The organism is Flavobacterium cryophilum (assembly GCF_048286555.1).
Taxonomy (GTDB): domain Bacteria; phylum Bacteroidota; class Bacteroidia; order Flavobacteriales; family Flavobacteriaceae; genus Flavobacterium.
Map to the genome: position 1 here is coordinate 31,092 of NZ_JBLVPZ010000004.1, position 24,914 is coordinate 56,005.

At 31.7% G+C, this 24,914-nt stretch carries 24 protein-coding genes; 23 read left to right on the forward strand and 1 reads right to left on the reverse strand.

The annotated features are described in order from the left end of the window. The first annotated feature begins 207 nt into the window (after positions 1-207). The 17 genes from ACNQGJ_RS08045 (at position 208) to ACNQGJ_RS08125 (ending at position 16,662) form a co-directional block, all read left to right on the forward strand. Positions 208-1,476, forward strand: a complete 1,269-nt coding sequence (locus tag ACNQGJ_RS08045) for an ABC transporter ATP-binding protein (RefSeq protein WP_417974914.1) — start codon at positions 208-210, stop codon at positions 1,474-1,476. Positions 1,477-1,485: 9 nt separating this feature from the next. Next, positions 1,486-2,253: an FkbM family methyltransferase gene (locus ACNQGJ_RS08050; protein WP_417974912.1), complete on the forward strand. Its 768-nt coding sequence runs from the start codon at positions 1,486-1,488 to the stop codon at positions 2,251-2,253. Beyond that, on the forward strand, positions 2,253-3,329 hold the full coding sequence (locus ACNQGJ_RS08055; protein WP_417974910.1) for a DegT/DnrJ/EryC1/StrS family aminotransferase: 1,077 nt from the start codon (positions 2,253-2,255) through the stop codon (positions 3,327-3,329). Before ACNQGJ_RS08050 ends, ACNQGJ_RS08055 begins: the two co-directional genes overlap by 1 nt. After that, a complete protein-coding gene (locus tag ACNQGJ_RS08060; protein WP_417974908.1) occupies positions 3,326-4,015 on the forward strand; it encodes a WbqC family protein in 690 nt (229 codons plus the stop codon). The genes ACNQGJ_RS08055 and ACNQGJ_RS08060 overlap by 4 nt, the downstream gene beginning before the upstream one ends. Further along, the gene (locus ACNQGJ_RS08065) at positions 4,012-4,965 is read left to right on the forward strand and encodes a hypothetical protein (protein ID WP_417974906.1); all 954 of its coding nucleotides are present in this window, start codon (positions 4,012-4,014) and stop codon (positions 4,963-4,965) included. Before ACNQGJ_RS08060 ends, ACNQGJ_RS08065 begins: the two co-directional genes overlap by 4 nt. Beyond that, positions 4,955-5,515, forward strand: coding sequence for a GNAT family N-acetyltransferase (locus ACNQGJ_RS08070; RefSeq protein ID WP_417974904.1), 561 nt, complete (start codon positions 4,955-4,957; stop codon positions 5,513-5,515). The genes ACNQGJ_RS08065 and ACNQGJ_RS08070 overlap by 11 nt, the downstream gene beginning before the upstream one ends. Further along, the gene (locus ACNQGJ_RS08075) at positions 5,475-6,416 is read left to right on the forward strand and encodes a glycosyltransferase family 2 protein (RefSeq protein WP_417974902.1); all 942 of its coding nucleotides are present in this window, start codon (positions 5,475-5,477) and stop codon (positions 6,414-6,416) included. Before ACNQGJ_RS08070 ends, ACNQGJ_RS08075 begins: the two co-directional genes overlap by 41 nt. A gap of 10 nt (positions 6,417-6,426) precedes the next feature. Next, positions 6,427-7,335 (forward strand): glycosyltransferase, encoded by a 909-nt coding sequence (locus ACNQGJ_RS08080; RefSeq protein WP_417974900.1) that lies wholly within the window; start codon positions 6,427-6,429, stop codon positions 7,333-7,335. Further along, a complete protein-coding gene (locus tag ACNQGJ_RS08085; RefSeq protein ID WP_417974898.1) occupies positions 7,325-8,347 on the forward strand; it encodes a glycosyltransferase family 2 protein in 1,023 nt (340 codons plus the stop codon). Before ACNQGJ_RS08080 ends, ACNQGJ_RS08085 begins: the two co-directional genes overlap by 11 nt. Then, complete coding sequence (locus ACNQGJ_RS08090; RefSeq protein WP_417974896.1) at positions 8,344-9,591, forward strand: glycosyltransferase; 1,248 nt, start codon at positions 8,344-8,346, stop codon at positions 9,589-9,591. The genes ACNQGJ_RS08085 and ACNQGJ_RS08090 overlap by 4 nt, the downstream gene beginning before the upstream one ends. Beyond that, complete coding sequence (locus tag ACNQGJ_RS08095; RefSeq protein WP_417974894.1) at positions 9,581-10,420, forward strand: glycosyltransferase family 2 protein; 840 nt, start codon at positions 9,581-9,583, stop codon at positions 10,418-10,420. Before ACNQGJ_RS08090 ends, ACNQGJ_RS08095 begins: the two co-directional genes overlap by 11 nt. After that, complete coding sequence (locus ACNQGJ_RS08100) at positions 10,417-11,352, forward strand: glycosyltransferase family 2 protein (RefSeq protein WP_417974892.1); 936 nt, start codon at positions 10,417-10,419, stop codon at positions 11,350-11,352. The genes ACNQGJ_RS08095 and ACNQGJ_RS08100 overlap by 4 nt, the downstream gene beginning before the upstream one ends. A gap of 79 nt (positions 11,353-11,431) precedes the next feature. Beyond that, entirely contained in the window at positions 11,432-12,637 is a 1,206-nt protein-coding gene (locus tag ACNQGJ_RS08105) for a glycosyltransferase family protein (protein WP_417974890.1), read from the forward strand. 6 nt (positions 12,638-12,643) lie between these two features. Next, complete coding sequence (locus tag ACNQGJ_RS08110) at positions 12,644-13,498, forward strand: FkbM family methyltransferase (RefSeq protein WP_417974888.1); 855 nt, start codon at positions 12,644-12,646, stop codon at positions 13,496-13,498. Between the two features lie 64 nt (positions 13,499-13,562). Next, positions 13,563-14,564 carry a glycosyltransferase family A protein gene (locus tag ACNQGJ_RS08115; RefSeq protein WP_417974886.1) on the forward strand — a complete coding sequence of 334 codons (1,002 nt, stop codon included), beginning with the start codon at positions 13,563-13,565 and terminating at the stop codon, positions 14,562-14,564. Between the two features lie 197 nt (positions 14,565-14,761). Next, entirely contained in the window at positions 14,762-15,772 is a 1,011-nt protein-coding gene (locus ACNQGJ_RS08120) for a glycosyltransferase family 2 protein (protein WP_417974884.1), read from the forward strand. Positions 15,773-15,777: 5 nt separating this feature from the next. Next, positions 15,778-16,662, forward strand: a complete 885-nt coding sequence (locus ACNQGJ_RS08125; RefSeq protein WP_417974882.1) for a glycosyltransferase family 2 protein — start codon at positions 15,778-15,780, stop codon at positions 16,660-16,662. Between the two features lie 47 nt (positions 16,663-16,709). Here ACNQGJ_RS08125 and ACNQGJ_RS08130 read toward each other — a convergent pair whose 3' ends face one another. After that, the gene (locus tag ACNQGJ_RS08130) at positions 16,710-17,393 is read right to left on the reverse strand and encodes a class I SAM-dependent methyltransferase (protein WP_417974880.1); all 684 of its coding nucleotides are present in this window, start codon (positions 17,391-17,393) and stop codon (positions 16,710-16,712) included. 256 nt (positions 17,394-17,649) lie between these two features. On the opposite strand from ACNQGJ_RS08130, the gene ACNQGJ_RS08135 reads away from it, so the two are divergent. The 6 genes from ACNQGJ_RS08135 (at position 17,650) to ACNQGJ_RS08160 (ending at position 24,497) form a co-directional block, all read left to right on the forward strand. Then, positions 17,650-18,327, forward strand: a complete 678-nt coding sequence (locus tag ACNQGJ_RS08135; RefSeq protein WP_417974879.1) for an acylneuraminate cytidylyltransferase family protein — start codon at positions 17,650-17,652, stop codon at positions 18,325-18,327. 8 nt (positions 18,328-18,335) lie between these two features. Further along, positions 18,336-19,376: an N-acetylneuraminate synthase family protein gene (locus ACNQGJ_RS08140; protein ID WP_417974877.1), complete on the forward strand. Its 1,041-nt coding sequence runs from the start codon at positions 18,336-18,338 to the stop codon at positions 19,374-19,376. Positions 19,377-19,420: 44 nt separating this feature from the next. Further along, entirely contained in the window at positions 19,421-20,542 is a 1,122-nt protein-coding gene (gene neuC / locus ACNQGJ_RS08145) for a UDP-N-acetylglucosamine 2-epimerase (RefSeq protein WP_417974875.1), read from the forward strand. Then, positions 20,542-21,939, forward strand: coding sequence for a hypothetical protein (locus tag ACNQGJ_RS08150; RefSeq protein WP_417974873.1), 1,398 nt, complete (start codon positions 20,542-20,544; stop codon positions 21,937-21,939). Before neuC ends, ACNQGJ_RS08150 begins: the two co-directional genes overlap by 1 nt. Continuing rightward, positions 21,932-23,002, forward strand: a complete 1,071-nt coding sequence (locus ACNQGJ_RS08155; RefSeq protein WP_417974871.1) for a glycosyltransferase family 4 protein — start codon at positions 21,932-21,934, stop codon at positions 23,000-23,002. The genes ACNQGJ_RS08150 and ACNQGJ_RS08155 overlap by 8 nt, the downstream gene beginning before the upstream one ends. A 61-nt stretch (positions 23,003-23,063) precedes the next feature. Next, positions 23,064-24,497, forward strand: a complete 1,434-nt coding sequence (locus tag ACNQGJ_RS08160; protein ID WP_417974869.1) for an MBOAT family O-acyltransferase — start codon at positions 23,064-23,066, stop codon at positions 24,495-24,497. Positions 24,498-24,914: the final 417 nt, after the last annotated feature.

The window sequence follows — 24,914 nt, forward strand, 5'->3', positions numbered from 1 at the left end:
ATTGGGTAAAAAATCATTTATTATTTAGCGATCTTCCTGCGGAAGTTATGCCAGACAAGATTTAAATTATAATTTGGTTGTTGTAGTAATTGCTGTTAAGAATATGCTCAGTAATAAAATTTAAGAATATAAAGTAAGTAAAAAACATTCAACTAAGTACTGGCTCACCCTCCTTCGAAGGTGGTCGGGGGGAGGATAACACCAATTATGAGTAAAGACATTATATTAAAAGCTGAAAATATCTCGAAGCAATATCGACTGGGTCAAGTTGGTACAGGTACTATGGCACACGATTTGAACCGCTGGTGGCATCAGGTGCGGGGCAAGGAAAATCCGTATTTAAAAATTGGAGATACTAATGACCGCAGTACTAAAGGCGAGAGTGATTATGTTTGGGCCTTACAGGATATTAATTTTGAAGTGGAACGTGGCGATATTTTGGGCATTATTGGTAAAAACGGAGCGGGAAAATCTACCTTATTAAAAATATTATCCCGGGTTACGGCACCTACCACGGGAAGTATTAAGTTTGGGGGACGTGTGGCTTCCTTGCTCGAAGTAGGTACAGGTTTTAATGGAGAAATGACGGGTCGTGAAAACATATTTCTAAATGGCGCTATTTTAGGCATGACCAAAAAAGAAATTGCCTCCAAGATTGACGAAATTATTGATTTCTCAGGATGTGAGCGTTATATTGATACCCCCGTAAAGCGCTATAGCAGCGGCATGTATGTGCGTTTGGCTTTTGCTGTTGCAGCTTTTTTAGAACCTAATATTTTGATTGTAGATGAGGTTTTGGCTGTGGGCGACGCCGAGTTCCAGAAAAAAGCCATTGGGAAGATGCAGGATATTTCTCGTGAAGGTGGTAGAACGGTTTTGTTTGTGAGCCATAATATGGCGGCGGTGAAGAGTTTGTGTACTAGGGGAATTGTGTTGGAGCATGGGAAAGTGAAATTTGACGGTAAAATAGAAAATGCGGTTAGTTATTATCTAAGTGGCGATTCAGAATCCCAAAACAAAAAGATATTTTCATCAGATTATGATAAAAAAGATTTTACCCTGCATGAGATTAGCCTAAATCCTATTGGGAAATCTTCGGACGATGCATTGGATGAATACCAAAAAATTGAAATTAATACGGTTATCACTTTAAAAGATATAAATGAAAATTTGCAAGTTACTTTTGTTTTGAATAACGAGTCGGGTGAAGCCTTATTTACTTTTTCGCATGTCAACAACAAACTAAAATTAAATCGGGGTTTAAATAAAATTAAATGTACATTGCCTGAAGGTTTTCTGAATATTGGGTCTTATTATTTAACTGTTTATGTTATTGAAAATTCCAAAACAACCTTGTTTGTCGAAAAAGATATTATGTCATTTATTATTCAAGAAGGTGAAAGAGCCATTGGAACGTGGATGGGAAAAGAACCGGGTTTTATTAAACCAAAATTTGACTGGTCAATAGAAGCATAGCTATAAAAAATGAATAAGATTGTAAAAAAAATAATTAAAAAAGCATTTGAAAAATTCGGTTATAAATTAAAAAAAATAGGCGCTGATGTTAAAATGGCACCAACAAACAATAAGGATTTTTTATTATTTAATTTTTATACTACTTTAAAACAGTTTAATTTTTATCCAAAACATATTGTTGATATTGGCGCTAACCATGGTACCTGGACTAGAGAAGCGTTACAGCATTTTCCAGAAGCCTATTACACTTTATTGGAACCGCAGCATTGGCTAAAAGCCTCATTTCAAGATATTCTGGAAACCATTCCTAAAGTACAGTTTCATCCTGTGGGTGCCGGAGAGCAAGAAGGAACATTTAAATTTACCATTGTCGATAGAGATGATAGTTGTTCCTTTAGATATACCGAAGAAGAAGCAAAAGTGGCAGGATTTGAACAAATAGAAATTCCTGTGGTTACGTTGAATAATTTGTTATCCAATAGCGAATTACCTGTACCGGATATTATCAAAATAGATGCCGAGGGATTGGATATCGAAGTACTGAATGGTGCAAGCAATTATTTTGGAAAAACCGAAATATTCATGGTGGAAGCTGGAGTGGTCAATAAATTATTTAATAATAGTTTTTTGAAATTAATTAATTTCATGGATGAAAAAGGATATCGATTGTTTGAAATCACAGATTTAAACAGACCTTTTGAACCACAAGTTCTGTGGCTGGTAGAATTGGTATTTGTAAAAAAGAACGGATTTATTGACTCGCAAATAATAGCATAATGATAAATGTTACCAAAACTTTTTTGCCTCCAATAGCAGAATATAACAAACAAGTGCAACGTGCTTGGGATAATCAATGGTTGACCAATAGAGGGGAATTAGTTTTGGAATTAGAAGAAAAGTTAAAACAGTATTTAGCTGTTTCTAATATTATCATAACTACTAACGGAACCATTCCATTACAGATTGCCTTAAAATTATTGGGTAAAGGAGGCGAAATCATTACAACTCCTTTTAGTTATGTGGCTACCACAGCATCAATAGTATGGGAACATTGTACACCAATTTTTGTAGACATACATCCCGAATATCTAACTATTGATGAAACCAAGATTGAGGAAGCTATAACCGATAAAACGACAGCTATTTTAGCGACACATGTTTTTGGAAATCCATGCCATGTAGAAGCAATTGAAGCGATTGCAGAAAAACATAAACTGAAAGTGATTTATGATGCTGCTCATTGTTTTGGTGTACGCTATAAAGAAAAGTCCTTATTTGATTATGGTAATATAAGTACCTGTAGTTTTCATGCTACTAAATTGTTTCACACTGGCGAAGGTGGCGCAGCGTTTACTAATGATCCGGATTTACAACATCAATTATTCTATAGCCATAATTTTGGACACAACGGTCATTTAGCTTTTCATGGGTTAGGAATCAACGGAAAAATGTCTGAATTGAATGCCGGTTTGGGATTAGCAGTTTTGCCGTATATAGAAACCATACTTACAGAAAGAAAAAAAGTAGTTGATTATTACAATCAAAATCTTGATTTTTCAAAACTTCAATCACTAAAAATCAGAGAAAATACCCATTGGAATTATAGCTATTATCCCGTTGTTTTTGAAAATGAGGTTCAATTGCTAAAAGCTCAGAAAGTATTTAATGATAATTCGATTTTTCCGAGAAGATATTTTTACCCATCGTTAAATACGATTGATTACACCAAAGGACAAAAAATGCCAGTTTCGGAAAGTATTGCTTCAAGAATTATGTGTTTGCCTTTGTATGTGGGATTGACTAAATTAGAATTAGAAAAAATAGTTACGCTAATCAAAAAATGCTTAGGATGAAAGTGGCTATTATGCAACCATATTTTTTTCCATATATTGGTTATTTTCAACTAATCAACGCTGTAGATATTTTTATAATATATGATGATGTTAATTTTATTAAACAGGGTTGGATTACAAGAAATAGTATTTTATTAAATAAAGAAAAGCATTCTTTTATTTTAGAAGTAGGTGGAGCAAGTTCGTTTAAAAAAATAAAAGAAATTACTTTAGGCAAAAACAATAAAAAATTACTTAAAACAATAGAACAAGAATATAAAAAGGCTCCTTTTTTTAGTGACGTATTTCCCATTATCCAAGAAATTTTATTAAGTAATGAAAATAATTTGTCAAAATTTTTGATGTTTTCTTTAAGAAAAATTGCTAAATATTTACAGATTGATACCGTTTTTAGATTTTCTTCGGAGATTGACAAAAATAATGAATTAAAAGGGCAAGACAAAGTTATTGCAATATGCAAAAAATTAGAAGCGACAAATTATATTAATGCTATTGGAGGACAAGAATTATATAATAGTGACACATTTAAGAATCACCAAATTTCATTAAATTTCATTAAATCTGAACCAATAGAGTATACTCAATTTGATATTGATTTCATACCTTGGCTATCTGTTATTGATGTAATAATGTTTAATTCTATTGAAGAAACTAAATTGCTCTTAAATAAATACGATTTAGTATGAAAGCTATAGGTGGTTATTTTGAATTGGAATTAGATAAAAAATTAGAATATCATGAAGATGCCATTCGGTTGAATGCCGGTCGAAATGCATTTGAATACATCTTGCTTGCAAATTCCTATTCTAAAATTTATTTACCTTTTTTTACTTGTGATGTTTTGTTGGAACCCTTAAAAAAGCATCAAATAATTTATGAGTTTTATCATATAAACGAACAGTTTGAACCTTTGTTTGATTATAATAAAATTAAATCAAATGAAGCGTTTTTGTTTACAAACTATTTTGGGTTGAAAGATTCATTTGTAATTCAAATCGCTAAATTTTGCAAAAATTTAATCATTGATTCTGCTCAATCTTTTTACTCAAAACCACTAACAGGAATAGACACTTTTTACTCGCCAAGAAAATTTTTTGGAGTTCCTGACGGTGCTTATTTGTATAGTAATAAAAAATTGAAGATGTCTTTTGAAAAAGACGTTTCATTTAATAGATGTTCTCATTTGCTGAAACGCATTGATTGCAGTGCCGAAATTGCGTATGGAGATTTTATTATTAATGATTCAAGTTTGAAGGAGCAAGATAGTAAGGAAATGTCCACTCTAACGCAAACACTTTTGGCGGCTATAGATTATGATTTATGTGCTGATAAAAGAACACGTAACTTTAATTTTCTTCATCAAGCATTACAAGAAACTAATGAATTAGAAATTGATATTTTAAATATTGGTGTGCCAATGGTCTATCCTTATTGGAGTGATAATCAAATTTTGAGACAAAAATTATTGGATAATAAAGTTTATACTGCTATTTATTGGCCGAATGTGCTTGAATGGAGTAAGAAAAATTCTTTAGAATATAGTATGACAAAACAAATAATCTATTTGCCAATTGATCAAAGGTATGATGAAATTGATTTAAACAAAATTATAAAAATTATAAAAAATGAATATTAAAGGTAAATTAGTAACACTTAGGGCAATTGAAATAGGTGATCTGCCATTATTACATAAATGGGCAAATGATCCTGATATATGGTATATGCTTGGTGGATGGCATTTCCCGAGTAATTTGGAATATATGCAAAAGTGGTTTGAAGCGTTGAAAAACGACAATTTGAATCAAAGATTTGCTATAGAAGCACCTGAAATTGGATTAATTGGAACAGTAAATCTTGTTGAAATAGATTGGAAGAATAACCATGCTTTTACGGGATTACAACTTGGAGATATTGACATACGTGGTAAAGGATATGGTATTGATACTTTTATGGCAATTCAAAGATATGCTTTTGAAGAATTACATCTTGAACGTTTAGACGGCTCTGTAATTGAATATAATGATGCAGGTTTTGGATTTATTACAAAACATTGTGGCTGGAAAGAAGAAGGCAGACAACGTAATTGGTATTTTAGAAAAAATAGATATTGGGATAAAATAACTGTAGGAATAACTAGAGGGGATTATGAAGAACTCATACAAGATAATAAATACTGGGATAAATAGTCCGGACATTGCGATTGCTATGTTAGCCTATAATCATGAAAATTATATAGGTCAAGCTATTGAAAGCGTATTGATGCAGAAAACTAGTTATAATTATAAAATTATTATTGCGGAAGATTATTCTACGGATAACACTAGAAAAATAGTTTTAGAATACCAAAAAAAGTATCCAGATAAAGTAAAACTAATTTTACAAGATAAAAATGTAGGGGCAAATCTAAATAATATTAATTTATTGTCTAATTTAGAGGGGAAATATGTAGCAGCTCTAGAAGGTGACGACTACTGGACTGATCCTTTAAAACTTCAAAAACAAGTTGATTTTTTGGAGGCTAATCTCGATTATGTGTTGTGTTTTCACCGAGTCAATATTTTAAAGATTAATGGTGAGATAGTGGATGATTTCATCACAAAAGTTCCTGAAAATCATGAAGCTATTGAGACCCTGGCTCGCTTGGGGAATTATATTCATACACCTTCAGTAGTCTTTAGAAATGTTCTCAAGGAATTCCCATTTGAGTTTGAACATAGTCCAATTGGTGATTATTTCTTATATATGATGCTTGCAGAACAAGGTAAACTGAAATATTTAGATGAAAAAATGGGCGTGTACAGATATGGAGTTGGGGGTTTTTCAGGAAATTCGAGATTGACAATGGCCAAAACCAATCTAAAGTTATTTACCTGTTTGCTATCATACTTAAAAGACGATGAAATAAAAAAGATTATTTTTGACAGGCAGATATATGCGGTTGCTCATTTAGAAAAAATACTTCATGAGGAATACGATAGTTATTTTGTTTCCAATCATATTTTTTTTAGAGCTGTTAAATCCACTCAGACTTACTTGACAAAACCTTCAAAAATATTAAAAAAGATAATCTTAAAATTTAAAAAATAAAATAGTATTGATGTTAGCCATTATTATTCCTTATTACAAACTGACATTCTTTGCGCAGACATTAGAATCATTAGCCAATCAAACCGATAAACACTTTACTGTTTATATTGGCAATGATGCCAGCCCAGAAGATCCATCTGATTTATTAGAAAAGTATAAAGGGAAATTTGATTTTGTTTATCATCGGTTTGAAAAAAATTTAGGCGCAATCTCGCTTACAAAACAATGGGACAGATGTATTGAGTTGAGTGAAAACGAAGGATGGATTATGATTCTTGGAGATGATGATGTTTTGGGAGAAAATGTTGTTGCTTCATGGTATGAAAATAATAAAATATTTACTAAAAAATCAAATTTAGTAAGGTTTGCATCGAAGATAATAGATGAAGAGATGCAATCGCTTTCTGAGGTTTATTCACATCCTATTTGGGAATCAGCAACAGATTCATTTTACAGAAAATTTGAATATTTGACAAGAGGTTCATTGTCAGAATATATTTTTTCCAGAAGCTCATATCTGAAATATGGTTTTTATGATTATCCTTTGGCATGGAATAGTGATGATCGTGCTTGGCTGGAATTTTCAGATAATAAACCTATTTTTACAATAAGCGAAAGTATCGTATTGGTTAGGATTTCAAATAGTAGTATTTCCGGAAAAAAAGATAATTTTTGTCAAAAGGATTTGGCAACACTTGAATTTCATAAACTTATAGTTTTAAAAAAATTAAAATTTTATAACAAACAGCAACGTAAACGACTGCTTGATAAATATGAAAATACTATTAAAGAAAATAGGAAGCTTTATTTATCCGAATGGTTTTTAATCCTATTTTCCTATTTGAAGTATTTTGATAGTTATTCGTTAAAAAAGGTTTTTAAAAGATTTATAAAAAGTGTTATAAAACATGAAGTTTAGTCCTGCTATTTCAGTTATCATGCCGGTTTATAACTGCGTATCTTTTATTGAAGAAGCGGTTAATAGTATATTAAATCAAACCTTCGCTAATTTTGAATTAATTATTATTGATGATGCATCAACTGACGGAACAAGTGATATTCTGAAAAACTTTACTGATCCGAGAATTAAATTTGTTTTCAAGGAAGTAAATCAGGGAGTGTCAACTGCTACAAATGAAGGATTTAGATTGGCTAAAGGAAAATATATTGCCAGAATGGATGGTGATGATATTTCAGTAAAGGAACGATTTGAAAAACAAGTAGGAATTCTTGAAACCAATCCTGAAATATTCATTTGTGGAGGTTTTGTAAAATACTTGGGTGGTTCAAACAGTATTATTGTATACAAAGAAACGCATCAAGAAATTGTTACAGGACTTTTGCTCTCTAATTCCATTTGTATGGGTGTTTCCATGTTCAGAAGAAAAGAATTATCACACTGTTTTTATGATCAAAATAAAAAAAGCGGTGAAGATTATGATTTTTGGACCAAAGTGGCATGGCTTGGAGAAATGTATAACATTCAGGAAGTATTATTATTGTATAGAGTACATCCTAATCAAGCATCAATTGCGCATAAACCACAGCAAATACTTGATGATATTAAAATTAGATTGTATTTATTCAAAAAAATAAATTACGATACAAAAATATATACGGATGAATTTATATCAAAAATGTTGTTATTGAATGAGCCCATTACTATAAAAGAATTTGATTTATTTTTGAAATGGATAGAAGAGCTAGTCAAATTGAACAGTAAGTCTAAAGTGTATCCACAAAAAGAGTTACAAAACGTTTTGCAAAGAATAAAAAGAATACTGCTTTTTTCGCTTTATTTTAAAAAAAGTGCCATCGGAATTAGCAAACTATGGCGTTTCACGGCATTGTTAAAATTGCCAATAAATGACGCTTTATATGTGCTTAAATTAAAGAGCAAAGAAATAATCAAAGCTAAAGTTAAGATATGAAAAAAGCAAACCATATCGTTTTCAAACTTCGGGAATTTCCCCATTTGTCTGAGACATTCATTATAGCTCAAATAATTACGGCGATACAACTAGGTTATGAAATTACAATCCTCACAAACAAACTACTGAATGTAAGGGAGAGTACCCATGAGGATTTATTAAAAGAGTATCAATTAATAGATAAAATATTGATTGAGGACTATAAGATTCCAAAAAACAAGATACTAAGATTAGCGAAATGGATTGCTCTTTTAGCATTAAATCTTAAAAAGATAAATTATATATTTAGCTTCTACAAGGAAAATTCAAAATTCAGTCTTTCTTGGTTGTACCAATGGGTTTTTTATAAACAATTTAACGAAGCCGCCATTTTTCACGTGCAGTATGGAACCAATTCCAATACTGTGACCTTATTAAAAAAAACAGGTTTTTTTAAACCATCGCTACTGGTTACCTTTCACGGGCATGATGCTTTTTTTCCAATAAATGGCTTTATCCCTAATAATGGTTATTATGATAATCTATTTAAGTATGGGAATTTAATTACGGCGAATACCCCCTATTTAGCTGATAAAATTATCGAGTTAGGTTGTCCAAAAGAGTTGGTTTCAATTGTTCCGGTGGGCGTAGATACCAACTTTTTTTATCCAAATAATGATGAAAAAGGAAAACATAAAACATTAAAATTGATAACTGTCGGACGATTGGACAAAGTCAAAGGACATTTCTTTTGTGTAAAAGTGGTTCATCAATTAATTAATAAGGGAATTGACGTTACTTTGACCATTATTGGGGAAGGTGCGGAATGGAATAATTTAGAAAGTTTAATTGCAACATACCAGCTGGAAGAAAACATTTTTATGAAAGGAAAAAAATCCCCATTGGAAGTGCGACAAGCATTATGGGAACATGATGTTTATTTGCTGACGGCAGTTGCATTAGCTGATGGGAGAAGAGAAACGCAGGGATTGGCTACATTAGAGGCACAAGCTTGTGGATTGCCAGTAATTGTATTTGATTCCGGAGGCGTAAAATACACTTTAGAAGATGTCTTTTCTGGATTTGTTTGTGAGGAGCATGATGTTGGGGCTGTTGTTACTAAAATTATAAAATTTATAGAAAATCCAAATTTATTGACGAAAATGAGCAATCAAGCAGTTGCTTTTGTAAATAAAAATTATTCTCAAAATGAGATTGATAGAAAATGGGGAATTATGTATAGCAATTTGAGTAATGGTAAATAATATTTTAATTTCGATTGTAATTCCATGTTACAACGACGTACAATATGTTGAGCAATCGGTTCTTTCTGCATTGAATCAGACCTACCCTAATATTGAAGTAATTGTAGTAGATGATGGCTCTAATGCAGCAACTAAAACAGTTTTGAAAAAGTTAGGGCCTAAAATAACCAAACTGATTGTCCAAGAAAATCAGGGGCAAAGTACCGCACGAAATGTTGGGATAAAAGCAGCAAAAGGGGAGTTTATTGTTACTTTAGACAGTGATGATTTTTTTGAGCCTACTTTTTGTGAAAAAGCAATTGAAGTTTTTTTAAACAAAAGAGATACTAAAATAGTGACGTGTTATGCCAATTTACTTTTTGAAGATAAACCTTCTTATGTTTTTAAAACTTTAGGTGGTTCAATTGTTAATTTTTTATATTTAAGTGATGCATTAGGGACATCAATGTTCAGAAAAGAAGATTGGGAATCTTGTGGTGCATATGATGAAGGCATGAGGTCAGGTTTTGAGGATTGGGAATTTTTTATTCGTCTTTTAAAAGATGGTGGTACGGCTGAGGTGATTAAAGAACCACTTTACAATTATCGGAAAAGGTCAAATTCTACAAGTGTGAATGCTAGAAAAATTAAATTTGAATTATGGAAATACATTTTAACAAAACATAAAAATTTATACATAGCAGAATTTGATACGTTTGTTGCACAAATGTTGTTGAAAATAGAGAGAGAAGAAGCAGAAAAGATTAAAAATATTGAACGATTAGAATATAAGATAGGGGCAACTGTTTTAAAACCCTTACGTTTTGTAAAATCATTATTTAATAAATGAAGCCGAAAGTATCCATAATTATTCCCTCCTATAATCGAGCTAATCTTATTGGAGAAACTTTAGATAGTATTATTGCACAAACTTACATTAATTGGGAATGCATTATAGTTGATGATGGATCTACAGACAATACGTCTGAAATTATTAGTAGTTATTTAAAAAAAGACAATCGTTTTCAACTCTATGCAAGACCAAAACATAAACCGAAAGGACCTTCGGCTTGCAGGAATTATGGAATTGAAAATTCAGTAGGAGAATACCTTATTTTTTTTGATGATGATGATATTGCACATCCTCAAAATTTAGAATTATGTGTTTTGGAATTGTCACAAAAAGATATTTTTTTTTGTAGGTATGTTCGTGATATATTTTTTGGCAATTTCGCAGGCAATTTTGATTATTCAAAATCGTATACATTTTTTTTTATAAATACTAAGGATGTTGAAAGAATATTAAAAAATGAACTTTTTTTTATTACAAGTGCTGTAATGTGGAAGAAAGAATGTTTTGCGAATCATCAATTTGTAGAATATTTAATGTATGCCGAGGATTGGGAATTATACTCCAGAATAATTTCAGCAGGATTTAGAGGAATCTCTATTGATAAATGTTTGTTTTATGGAAGAAAGCACTACAATCAGATTACTGGAGATTTTTATGGTAACAATTTGATTAGTAAAAAATCATTCTATGAAGCAATCTTATTGGTTATAAAAAATCTAAAGCAACAACAATTAATTTCGGATTCTTTATTGCGTTATTTTGTTCAGATGTCCTTAGACTTCAAAGAATACAATTTATTCAAAAAGATTTTATATATTTTGAATTTGCCTACATTTGAAAAATTAAGATGGCAATTATTCTATACGATCTTACCATCTAGGTTAGTATTTCATCGAATAAAGAAAGCTATAAAAAAGAGGGTTAATTAATCAAAAATTTTCAGATTAGATAGTTTAGCAATCGTTAGGGGACAAATACTGATCCTGAAATTAACATAATAGTTAGATAATGAATTTTTTAGTAATAGAACAAGACTTAAGAGTGTCAGGAACCAGTCAAGGTATTATTTCAAGGTCTTTTTTGGCGAAATTAAGAATAGCTTATCCGGATTCAATTATTGACGTTGTGTATTTGAAGCATCATCCAAGCGATGATCAATTGCATTTGTTGCCGGTTAATCATATAGAAACCCATGCTCTAGATCTTAAAATTCCGTTTTTAACCAAATTTATCAATCGGTTTTATTGGCGATTGTTTCATGTTTCACTTAACGAACGTTACATTCATAAAGTGTATGGATCTCATATAGCAAAGATTGACTATCAAAAATACGATCATATTTTTATCAGAAGTACTGGACTGGACTGTGAAGCAATTTTGGGAGCTAAAGATTTACCTATTCTTAAAAGATCTATTATTACATTCAATGAACCTTATCCTTTATTTTGGTGTACCGGTTCAAAAAGCACACTGACTAATCTCGAGTTTTTTAAAGTAAAAGAAATGTTTGAAGTGATTAAACAAGCACAATCGTGTATGGCTACTGCATTATTGGCAGAAGATATGCAATACTTATATGGTTCGAGAAAGAGATTTTTCGCCTTACCACATCAATATAGTGAAACTGTTTTTGATTTGTCAGACATTGAAAATGTTTTGAAAAAGAATAAAAAAATAATGATTTCCTATCATGGAGCGATTCAGTTTGGCAGAGATATAGAAATCCTATTGGATGCCTACGAAGAATTGGTAGCGAATAATGCCTTGTTTAAAGAAAATACGGAGTTTGTTTTGCGGGTAAAAGGGATTGATGTAAAGAAATTGGCAGCGAAATATTCAAAAACCCCCAATATTATAGTGCTATACACTTTAAATTTCTCCAATTCCTGCAACGAACAAATGAATGAAGCCGACATTAATATCATTTTAGAAAACGGTCCTCTTTATTGTAACATTCTGGTTGGAAAAGCCCCATTTCTAGCGGCAATAGGTAAACCAATTCTTTCTGTTTCTCCTGCCAGAAGCGAATTGCGAAATATAATAACAGACCATCAATATATTGCCAGTTGCAATGATAAAGATGAAATTAAACAAAAATTGGAAAATTTAATCATCAACAGAATGAATTCCAATGAGTTTGTGTATCCGTTTGGTGAATATTTTTCTGATGAAAATTTTAAAGTTATGTTAGATAAAATTTTAATTTTAATTTAAATTTTAATGAAGAAAAATATAGTAAGATTATTGCTCTTTATTTATAAAAATTTTAAAAGGAGTAATTTTTTAAGAAGTTTGATTAAAAAAATAATTGGAAATGACAAAATTGAAATTGCTTTTAATAATTTTAAAGTTAAAGCTGGAATAAAAACTGCACTTGAAACGGATGTTATTTTTGATAGTTATAATGAAGTAATGATTTTGGAACTCATAAAGACATATGCTTTAAAAGGGTATGATTTTATTGACATAGGAGCTAATATTGGGTTGCATTCATTAACTGCGGCAAATTCAAATTCTGATATTGAGATTTATTCATTTGAACCAGAACCATATAATTATCAAAATTTAATTAAAAATATCGTTTTAAATCAATATTTAAATATAAGACCATTTAAAATGGGATTAAGGAATTTTACGGTTAACAAAACTTTAAATATTAATGAAGGGTGGAACAAGGGGAAACATTCACTAAAACTTAATTTTGAAGGAAGCAATAAAAAAATAAATATACCAATATCTACATTAGACTCTTTCAGAGAAAATATTAAATGCAAAAATTTAATTATAAAGATTGATGTTGAAGGTTTTGAAAAGGAGGTAATAGAAGGAGCTAAATTTGTTTTGTATCAAACTGAAAATATTATTCTAATAATTGAACTTTTAGAGGAGAATAATGGATTTTTGACTTGTGAGGAAATTACAAATAAATTAAGAGAAAACAATTTTGAAGATATATACAAAATAAGAGATAATAATAGTTTGTCTAAAGTTGATGATTTTAAAGGCAGTGCAGATTATGTATTTATAAAAGGACTAGCGGCCAAAAAACATATTATGAATTATTACAAATGTTAGTTAGATTTTTATAGAAATTTTCTGTAAAATTATTTAATAAATGGTTAAAACTATAAGTAGTTAAATGAGACTAGGATCAAACCCCCAAAAACTGGAAAGAAAAATAACAGTAACTACGCATCACAGAGTAGTAGTAGTGGTGTACATTCCCAATGAAGAAGGATTTTATAAAGATTCTTTTGCTGTTTTTAAACTGTGTTTGGATTCATTGGTGTCAACAATGCATTCATCGGCTGCGATAACAGTTGTTAATAATGGTTCACATCAGAAAGTGTCCGATTTTTTAAATCTATATTTAGGAGAAAAAAAAATTGATACTTTAATTTCACATACCACTAACATAGGGAAGATAGATGCCTTAATAGGTGCCGCAAGAGGAGCAAGGGAGCAATACATTACGCTTACTGATTCTGATATTCTTTTTGTCAAGGATTGGCAGGAAAAAGTGGAAGAAGTTTTTTCTATATTTCCCAATGTAGGTTCCGTCTCTCCAATACCCATCAGGAATGGTTTATATTTTGGAACAAGCTCTGTATTGAAACAGATACTATTGCGAAAAATCAAGTTTATGTATATTCCCATACCGGAAAATTTCACCAACTACAATAAGTTTTTAGAAAGTATCAATTGGGGTCTTGAAACCAAGGATAATAATGATTGGTCTGTGGTCGAAAAAAATGGAATTAGAGCAGTAATTGGTAGTGCACACCAGGTGCTTACTATAAATAGAGACATCTTATTTAAAACTATACCTTCAAATCCTTCATTAACATTGGTTGGGAATCTTTCAGAACATAATTATATTGATATTCCCATTGATAAAGCAGGTAAATTGAGATTGTCCACTTACAATAATTATGCTTTTCATATGGGAAATAAATTAGAAAGCTGGATGAAAGAGGAGCAGGAAGTTAATGCTAAAAGCATAAATAACAAAAATAATAATGAAATGATGTATCCGTCTTCAGATTTATTTAATTCAAAAATAAAAGGTAAATGGTATGGGTTAAAGAAAATGATGATAAAGCGAATGTTTTCTTTTTTTTATACTAAGGAAGTAATTTAAGATTTTTAACATCTCTTTCATGATGTTTATAAGGTCAAAAAAAATAAGGATTCGATTTGGCTTAATGCTACTTAAAACTATCACTCTCAAAAAGTGGTAATACGATGGACAGTATTTTTTGATTGATACGTATTCCTTTTAAATAGATAAATCATATCCAAAAAACTTGGATATATTATTTTGTGAAAGATAAAGAAATGAAAAAATTAGCAGTTTTATTGCCTACTTACAATGCGTCGCCGTACCTAAACGAAAGTATTGATTCTATTTTGAATCAAACCTTTACTGATTTTGATTTGTATGTTTATGACGATTGTTCTATAGATAATACGGAAGAAATTATTTCACAATACAGAGACCCTCGGCTTTTTTATAGAAAGAATATAGAAAATTCAGGTATTGCTAAAACATTGAATATAGGATTAGAAGAATTGCTTCCTCAATATGAATATATTGCCAGAATGGATGCCGATGATTGGGCTTATCCTGAAAGATTTCAAAAGCAATTAGATTTTCTTGACAAAAATCAAGAAATATCAATGTGTGGCACGCAAGGGTATTGGTTAAAAGACATCAATCAAAATCCTACATCGGGTTGGAAATATCCTCTTAATAATGATTATATTAAGTGTTATTTGCTTTTTGCGGCTACTTTTAATCATCAATCAATTATTTTTCAATCAAAATTTTTAATTGAAAACAGTTTAAGATATGACGAGAGAATTACGACTTGTGAAGATTGGGAAATGTGGACACGTATAGTTAAGGTTAGTAAAATAGTTAACCTTCCAGATTTTCTTATTAAGTGTCGAATTCTTCCATTTAGCAATCATCATTCGCCACTTAATAAAAAGAAACACCTCCAAGAAAGATCAAAAATAATTTCAGATTATTGGGCTAATTTTAATATTGCCTTAAAGCCAGAACAGGTATATGAATACTATTATGATACTAAAGTGATTCTTAAATCAGAGTTTGTGAAAAAAATTAAAATTCTGATTAAGATTTTCAATCAGCTTTATAAGACCAGTACAAATGATTTGGGTTTAGAGGAAAAAAAAGAGTTCGCTTATATGTTGGCACGGAAGATGTTGGATTATTGGAAGCGTTCAAAAGTCAGTAGGTTTGATCCAATGATATGGATTTTAATCGTTAAAGAAGTGAAATTCATAAATAAAATAAAATTATTAAGAAGCCAAATCAGATAATTTTTATGCGAGCATCAGTATTAATTATATCAAAAGATAGGAAAGCTGAATTGGATTACACCCTTCAAGTTCTGGAGCGAATGGTTGATTTGTCGAATAATGAAGTATTGGTTTTTTTGGATGGTTGTACAGATGATTCTTTAGTTTTAAAAGACAAATTTAAATGGGTTAAATGGTATTCGTCTGAAAAAAGCCTCGGAGCTTCATCAGCTAGAAATCAACTTTATCCTAAAGCGCAAGGACAGTTTTTAATTGGTTTAGATGATGATGCGCATCCCTTACATTTAGATTTCATTCACCAAACTATAAGCATTTTTGGCAAATATTCGAATGTTGGGATTATAGCTTTTCAAGAAATAAAAGGAATTTTTAATTCAGATGAAGAGGCATTGACTAAATTTGAATCTTTAGAAGAGGAATATTATACGAACGAGTTTATTGGTTGCGGTTTTGCCATCAGAAAAAAGGTATATGAATCGACGAATGGTTTCCCAGTTTGGATAGATATTTATGGGGAAGAGTCTTGTGTTTCCATAGAAGTAATGGCGATGGGTTATGATATTGTTTATTCCAATAAAATTAAAGTGAATCATCGTGTAGATAAAGAAGCTCGAAAACGTGCCGGAAAAAATTATTTTAGATTCGGCAAACAACTGAAAAACGTAACGTATTACTATATGGTTTATTATCCAAATCCATTGCTTAAGATATTGAAATTGTATTGGCATAATTTCAAGAAATATGTTTTAACGGATAAGGAATGTTTTAAAATATTTTTTAAAGTATGTTTTGAAGTAAGTTTAAACATTCCTAAAGTTTTAAAATATAGAAAGCCGATTGATAGAATAATAATTAATAAGATGAATCAATTGTCATCCATTAAATATTAATACAGGTATAAAAAAACAGCAACATTACTGTAACTGTTTAGATAGTATTAATGGTTTAACTGATTTTTATTTTTCGCAATTATTAACTGAGTCCATTGGCGTTTATTAGATACAATATGCTCAATAATGTCAAAATGCGTTCCCACATATTCTTCTAATTCCTCAAAACTCCATTCTCTGATATGAGTGGGGTTAAAAGGAGGGCCAAATTTCTCAGTGGGCATTAAATTTCTATCGGGTGTACTTATGAAAATATATTTTACATTTTGAATCTTCTTAATGTTATGTAATAAATCATCCGGATTCAAAACATGTTCTATAACATCTGAGCAAATTACGATGTCTGCAGACAAAGTATTCATGTCAAAATCACCGAATTGCAACCAATCTCTAGCGGGATACTTCTCTTTTAGAAATTCATAAGTTGGTGATACATCGATACCTATTGTTTCATCAGTTTCGAAATATTTCATCAATTTATATGCTGAGCCACAACCATAATCTATGATAGATTTGCAGTTATTTTTTACGGCGTATTCTTTTGCCTTAGAATAGACTTCCAATTGCCATTTATCCGTATTTAAGGTATCATCAAAATGAACATATTCATTTTTATGAATATACCCCCTTTTGATTTTGTATGTTTCTTTAAAAAAGATATAAGTATGAATTACCTTTAAATTGTAATTAAATCTCGAAGTAAGATACTTTACTTTGCTTTTAATACCCATGATATTTAATATGTTTCCGCATAGGTACAATTTTTTTTGCTATTTTTTGTCTTTACTAAAAGACTTTTAATCGGTTTGCATAACAATTCATTGGGATGAAAATATGTTGATTTCATGATATTAATTAATATCTTTAAATTCGCCTTAATTCCGTAGGGCTTTCTTTATTATTTGTCTAAAACATTAAAAATTAGATGTCACTAAATTATATTGTGTGCAAAAAAAATAAGTATTTTTACAATTCTATACTTTTTTAATGAAAACAATAGCAATAATTCCTGCACGGGGAGGATCTAAACGGTTAGCAAATAAAAACATTCTTTTGTTTGGAGGCATTCCCCTTATTGCTCACAGTATTTTATTAGCCCAAAAGAATAAGAGTATTGTAGATCAAATTTATGTATCCACAGATGATGAAGCAATAAAAAAAATTGCATTACAATACGGAGTTCATGTAATTGACAGACCGGAACAGTTATCAGGAGATTTAGAGCCAACAATTACTGCTGTTCAACATTCGTTGGAAGTCATTGACGATAGTACTATTGAAAATGTAATTTTATTACAGCCCACAAACCCATTACGACCTGAAAATTTACTGCAGGAAGCTTTTGAAAGTTATCGAATGAGTGATTCTGATAGTTTATTCACAGTTACAAGGAATTATCAAAAATTGGGCAGGATAACAAACAATTGTTTTGAACCTTATAATTATAGCATAGGACAGCGCAGTCAGGATTTGGAACCGCTCTATTTTGAAAATGGGTTGTTGTATATCAGTAAAGCAACATTAATAAGAGATGGCAAAATATTTTCTGAAAACAGCATCCCTTATGAAGTAAATCATATTTTTGCCAGTATTGATATCGATACGCAAGATGATTTTGATTATGCGGCGTATTTGTATCAAAAACTTAGAACTGATAATTCATAACTCATATTATGAACCCATACATAGAAATAGCAGGAAGAAAAATTGGCCCCGATTATCCCCCTTTAGTTATTGCTGAAATAGGAATTAATCACGAAGGTTCTTTGCAAGTGGCTAAAGAAATGGTCGATGCAGCCCATAGAGCTGGTGTTGAGGTAGTCAAACATCAAACGCATATAGTTGCTGATGAAATGAGCGGTGCAGCCAAGAAAGTGATTCCAGGCAATGCAGACGTATCGATTTATGAAATTATGGAACGTTGTTCGCTGAACGAAGCGGATGAATTAGAACTGAAAAATTATATAGAAAGTAAAGGGATGCTATTTATATCAACGCCTTTTTCTCGTGCTGCCGCCAATCGATTGCAGCAATTTGATGTTCCTGCCTATAAAATTGGTTCGGGCGAATGCAACAATTATCCACTATTGGAACATATAGCTTCTTTTGGCAAGCCGGTAATTTTAAGTACTGGAATGAACACGATTGAAAGTATCACCAAAGCCGTGGCAATATTCGATAAATACAATATTCCAGTAGCCTTATTACATACCACCAATTTATACCCGACACCAATACATTTAGTTCGATTTGGAGCTATGATAGAAATGCATCAGGCTTTTCCTGACACCGTTTTTGGTTTGTCCGATCATACCTTGAATAATAATGCCTGTTTAGGAGCAGTTGCTTTAGGTGCGAGTATTCTAGAGCGCCATTTTACAGACAACATGCAACGTACCGGACCAGATATTGTATGTAGTATGGATGAGAATGCCTGTACAGAGCTGATTAAGAGTTCTAATGAAATCTGGCAAATGCGCGGAGGTACAAAAAAACCTGCATTAGAAGAACAAGTTACAATTGATTTTGCTTTTGCAACAGTTTGCACTATTGCCGATATCAAACAAGGAGAAACATATACTAAAGATAATATCTGGGTAAAACGGCCCGGTACAGGAAAAATATTGGCCGAACATTTTGAAAGTGTCATTGGCAAGAAAACCACTCGAGATATAGAAAATGACGAACAATTATGTTGGGAGGATATTGATTAAAACGTATCGGCTGTGTTCGACATGATAATAAGTAGTAAAAATAAATGAAGAAAATACTGTTCCTTACCGGTACTCGTGCCGATTTTGGCAAAATTAAATCGCTAATTAACATCCTTGAAGAGCATGAAGGCTTTGAAGTATTTGTATTTATTACGGGAATGCATTTGCAAGAAACATATGGGTACACGCTGATTGAAATTGAAAGATGTGGTTTCAAAAACATTCATACTTTTCCAAATCACACTCATGAAACCACCATGGACCTAACTTTGGCTAAAACCATAGAAGGACTTTCAGCTTATAATAAAACAATTAATCCTCATATGATTATCGTTCATGGGGATCGGGTGGAAACGCTTGCCGGTGCAATAGTGGGGTCTTTAAATAATATCTTGGTGGCGCATATAGAAGGCGGGGAATTATCAGGAACAGTGGATGAGTTGATACGGCACAGTGTTAGTAAGTTGAGTCATATTCATTTTGTTTCCAATGAGGCGGCGGCTAAAAGACTACGGCAAATGGGAGAAATGGAGTCTTCTGTATTCACCATTGGTTCACCGGATATTGATATTATGTTTTCGGATACGCTGCCAAATTTGGCTGTTGCCAAAACCTATTATCAGATTACTTTTGATAATTATGCGGTGGCGATGTTTCATCCCGTAACTACCGAGGCAGAGGAAATGCAGCGCCATGCGAATCATTTTGTGGAAGCCTTATTAAAAGATACCCATAATTATGTTGTTGTTTTTCCAAACAATGATTTGGGAACTCATGTTATTTTGGAGGCATACAAAAAACTGGAAAATAACAGTCGCTTTAGGATTTTTCCTTCCTTGCGATTCGAATATTTTTTGACACTGCTTAAAAATTCACAGTATATTATAGGAAATAGCAGTGTAGGGATTCGTGAAGCACCATATTATGGTATTCCCATTATCAATATTGGTACCCGGCAACAAAACAGGGCGATTCATGCTGATATTATCAATGTGGATTATGAAGAAAAAAATATTACGGAAGCGTTAAGAGTGATCGATTTCCATCAAGTTTTAGAGTCTGAAACTGATTTTGGTCAAGGAAATAGCGCACAATTATTTTTAGAGTCCATAAAAAATAAAGATATTTGGACAATCAATCACCAAAAACAATTTAGAGATATATAATGAATAAATTAGGAATAGTAATTACAGATGGGGTGGGGTATAGAAACTTTATTATGAGTAATTTTATAGCTGAAGCTTCACAACAGTTTGATACCGTAACCATTTATTCCGGTTTGCCGATAAAGGCGTATCATTCCATTTACCAATCGAATGTGTTAATCAAAGAACTTAATGTTTTTGTGGAAGGAAAATGGACTTGGTTTTTTAGAAAATGGAAAGAATTGGCCCATTTGCAAAAAAATCAATCTTCTTATGGGATGAAAGATAATTTGGTTTCAGGATATCCCGCAACTAATTCAATACGATCACTTGTAGTTAAGGGGATTTATTTTTTTACGCGTTTGATTCATTCCCATAAAAGTATTTTATTGGCTGAAAAATTCCAATTTTTATCCTTTTCTAAAAATAAAATCACAAAATCATATCTTCAATTGCTTCAAGAAGACCAGCTCACTCATGTCTTTTTTACACACCAAAGACCTCCTTATTTAGCGCCTTTTCTATACGCAGCTATCCAATTAAAAATACCGGTAAGTACTTTTATTTTTAGTTGGGATAATTTGGCTTCCAAAGGCAGGATGTTGGGCACTTTTGATTATTTTCTGGTTTGGAGTCATTTGATGAAAGACGAATTGTTGCATTTTTACCCTAATGTTAAAAAGGAAAATGTAAAAGTGGTTGGAACGCCTCAATTCGAACCGTATGTCATGGGGAAATATGAAACTAAAAGAGAATATTTTTTCAATAAATTTCATTTGGATGCCAATAAAAAAGTGATTTGCTACAGTTGTGCTGATGTTTCGATTGGAAAAAATGATCCTTTAGTCATAAAAACGATTGCTCTAGGGATTCGGAATAATAGTATATATACAAAAGTGCAACTGCTAGTGCGAACTTCTCCAGCGGAAGATGATGCCAGATTTAAATCCATTAGAGATGAATTTCCAGAAATCAAATGGAATGTACCAAAGTGGATTTTGACTCGGGAAAATCATGTTGAAAGCTGGTCACAGCGCATCGCTAGTGAAGAGGATATTAAAGATTTACGGTCTTTGTTGGAATGTGTCGATTTGAATATTAATATGTGTTCTACGATGAGTTTGGATTTCATGTTGTTTGATAAACCTGTAATCAATACGGTTTTTGGCAATCTGGAAAATGGTTTATATGATGATCAAAGATTTCTAAATTATGGGCATTTTAAAAAAGTAGTCGATAGCCAATCGGTAAGTATTGCCAAAAATGAAAAGGAATTAATGGACCAAATTAATGAAGCTTTAAATAATGGAGTGAAAAGAAAAACCGAAAGAAAAGCAATGATTGATCTGCAAATAAGTAAACCTTTATTAGGAACCAGTAAAAGAATTGCGGGTGCTTTATACAATTTCCATGACTAATCAAAAAAATATCGCTATACTCTGTAATTACGAACTGCTGCCGGAAAGGATAGGCGGAATGGATTATTTTTTTTGGATGTTTGACGAGAAATGCAAAGAAAATGGGATTCAGGTCGATTGGTTTTTTCCTAATCAATCCAGTCATGGAAATTATTCAAGGTTGACGATTCATGCAAGTAATTATGAAAATGTAGAAAAGCATTTTTATTCGTATTGCCTTGATAATAATCGAAAGTATTCAGTTGTTGTCACCCATTTTATAGAGCTTTGTACCCCAATATTTAAAAAAATAAAGGAGGTTACAAACGCTAAAATTATTGCAGTGGATCACAATCCTAGGCCGACTGAAGGTTATCCTTTAAAGAAGAAATTTGAAAAAAGAATCAAAGGAATATTATTTTCCAGATATATCGATTTGTTTGTGGGGGTATCAAAATATTCCAAAAGTGAATTAATTAAAGAGTTTGGCACACAAATCAGGAAGAAATCAATTGTTGTTTTTAATGGTTTAGAGATTAGTAAATTTAAAAATAAAAAATTTTTTAACTCTACCAATCAATTTATTGTGGCTTCTCATCTTAGAAAAGACAAAGGAATTCAAGACCTGATTTTAGCGGTCAATGATTTAAAATCGTTTGATTTTACGATTGATATATACGGTCAAGGGTATTTTGAAGGAGAATTAAAAAAAATGATCCAAGATTTTGGCCTTCAAATTTTTTTTAATTTCAAAGGTAGTGTTTCCAATTTGAACGAAATATACTGCCATTATGATTATTTAATTCATCCTTCTCACGGTGAGACATTCTGCTACACAGTGGTTGAAAGTATGTTGAGTAATCTACCTGTGATAACAACTAGGAACCAAGGGAATGTGTTAGGGTTAATAGTGGAAAATATAAATGGGTTTTTATTTGAAGAAAAAAATATTGTCGAGTTGAAAGGAATTTTGGAGAATATTTTATCAGGTAAAAGTCAAATACTAGAAAATCCCACAAACATAAAATTGCAAAGTTTTACTTTAGAAAAAATGGTAAATAATTATTTAGAATTAATATTGTGAAAAAGAAGTGTTGTCATACGTTAAACCTTAATTTTATATTCTTAAATAGTTAAATTAGTCTATGTTCTTTAATTCCTTATCCTTTGCCGTTTTCCTTCCCATAGTATTTGTATTATATTGGTTTGTTTTCAATAAAACAAAAAGCAGCCAGAATTTGTTATTGATAATCGCGAGTTATTATTTTTATTCCTGCTGGGATTGGCGGTTTTTGTTTCTGTTGGTTTTCTCCACTTTTTTGGATTATTATACCGGTATTCGAATCGAAAAGGCTAAAACAGAATTCGCTCGAAAATTCTGGTTTTGGTTGAGTATAAGCGTTAATATTGGGTTTCTGGGTATTTTTAAATATTATAATTTTTTTTCCGATTCATTTTCAGAATTGTTAAATGGGCTTGGGTTACAAACCAGCCCCTTATTGCTGAACGTGATTTTGCCGGTTGGAATTTCCTTCTATACCTTTCACGGATTATCGTATGTTATCGATATTTATTTAAAAAGAATCAAAGCCGAATATAACTTTGTAGATTACTCCTTGTTTGTCAGTTATTTTCCATTGCTAGTCGCTGGTCCAATTGAAAGAGCGACCCACTTATTACCACAGGTGAAAGTAAAACGCAGTTTCGATTATCAAAAAGCCAAAGAAGGAATCTACCAGTTTGTTTGGGGATTGGTCAAGAAAGTGGTGATTGCCGATACTTGTGCGACCTATGCCAATGCGATTTTTGATAATTATGAATCGATGAACTCCTTGTCACTGATTCTTGGAGCTGTTTATTTTGCTTTCCAAATTTACGGGGACTTTTCGGGTTATTCAGATATGGCGTTGGGTATGTCTAAATTATTTGGAATCGATTTGTTGCGTAATTTTAATTACCCTTATTTCTCCAGAGATATAGCCGAGTTTTGGCGTCGTTGGCACATTTCGCTGTCGTCTTGGTTTCGGGATTATTTGTACATCCCTTTGGGAGGGAGCAGTGGTGGAATGGCGATGAAAATCCGCAATACGTTTATAATTTTTTTGGTCAGTGGTTTTTGGCATGGTGCCAATTGGACTTTTATTGCCTGGGGTTTCATTAACGCTTTGTATTTTTTACCGTTGTTACTGTTGAAACGGAATCGGACTAACATGGAAACAGTATCCTTGTATTGGGATGCAGCCTCCGTTAAAGTTTTCTTTAGCATTGTTAGTACGTTTGCATTAACCTGCTTGGCCTGGATCTTCTTCCGGGTAAAATCGATAGGAGAAGCTTTTGAATATATTAGACGTATTTTTACTAATGGAATTTTTGAATCACAGTATTTGGAAAATGAGCGTTACAATTATGAAATCATTATTTTAATACTTGCTTTTATTATTGTGGAATGGAACAGCCGAACACAAGTAGAACCAATTTCTGGGAAATATAGTTATTTGAAATTAACGTTATGCCTTACGGCGATTGTGGCATTGGGAACCTATTCCGATTATAAAGAATTTATTTATTTTCAGTTTTAAAGCGGGATTTTCGTTTTACCCCCTGCCCTAAAGGGAGCCGAAAATTTAGAATATTCTGGAATGTGACAATGTTGTATTTCTTTTCCCCACCCTTTAGGGTCGGGGCATGGAAAAAGAAATGAGGGTTAATCTTCGTTTTACCCTGATCTTAAAGGGCAATGTCATTAAGATAAGAGATTTTTGATTTTAGATTGAAGATTAACGATTGCAGATTTTTGATTTGATGTTGGTCAATATAAGATTGTCGATTTTACGGGGTCTATAATATCTGAAATCAGAAATTAAGAATCATGGGAGCCGAAAACTTAGAACATTCTGGAATGCGACAATGTTGTGTTTCTTTTTCCCACCCTTTAGGGTTGGGGCAAGGAAAAAGAAATGAGGGTTAACTTTCGTTTAGCCCTGCCCTGAAGGGCA